Below are 836 nucleotides of genomic sequence, written 5' to 3'. Positions count from 1 at the left end.
GCCCCTCGCCCGGGGCGGCGGTCACCGGCGCGCTGTTCCTGGGCGCCGTCGGGGCCGTCCTCGCCGCCTGGCAGATCTACTGGGCCCAGGAGCGCGGCTGGGAGATCTACAAGTATCTGCTCACCGGCAAGCACACGCTGCCCACCCTGCTCTCGCCGCCCGGTGCCTGGACGGCGTGGGCGGCGGTCGCGCTGTGCCTGGCCGCCGCGGCGGCCGCGCTCGCGTGTGCCCCGCTGGCGCGCCCGCTGGGGATGACGGCGGCGGCGCTGGTCATGGTGACGGGGATCAGCGAGGCATCGCTTTACTTCAAGCTGGACTATGTGGACCACCTCGGCGATCTGCCGACGGTGGGTGTGCTCAGCGTGCTCACCGGCTTCTTCGAGGCGATCGCGGGGCTGATCGCCCTCCTGGCGCTGGCTCGGCGGGGCCTTGAGGAGGACGCGGCGTTCACCGGGGCGCCGGGCGCCCCGGCGCACGGCGGCTATGACGGCTATGGGTCCGGCGGTTACGACGGCTATGGGCCCGGGGGCTACGACGACGGCTCCGGGGCCGGAGGCTACGGCGGCGGATACGGGAGCGGGGGGTACGGGAGCAGCGGACCCGGGAGCGGTGGCTACGGCGGTGGCGGCTACGGCGGCGGGGGTTACGGCGGCGGTGGTTACGGCCCGCCGCCGCCCAGCACTCCGCCGCTGATGCCCCCTCCGCCCGGCGCCCCGCCCCCGCCGCCGTCCGCACCCCCCGCGCCTCCCGCACCGCCACCGGGCTGGTGACGCCGGGCTGGTGACGCCGGATCAGCGCGGCCCCGGGGCCCAGGCCCTGTCCGCTGCGGTTCGGAT

At 76.4% G+C, this 836-nt stretch carries 1 pseudogene; it reads left to right on the top strand.

Features of this window, described 5'->3' with window-relative positions:
• Positions 1–770, top strand: a pseudogene (locus KN815_RS45060) (hypothetical protein); the annotation flags it as partial.
• Positions 771–836 lie beyond the last annotated feature (66 nt).

Origin of the sequence: Streptomyces niphimycinicus (genome assembly GCF_018883605.1) — a bacterium.
Taxonomy (GTDB): Bacteria; Actinomycetota; Actinomycetes; order Streptomycetales; family Streptomycetaceae; genus Streptomyces; species Streptomyces niphimycinicus.
Note: the sequence above shows the minus strand (reverse complement) of the source record. Positions and strands in the feature narration are given on the sequence as shown.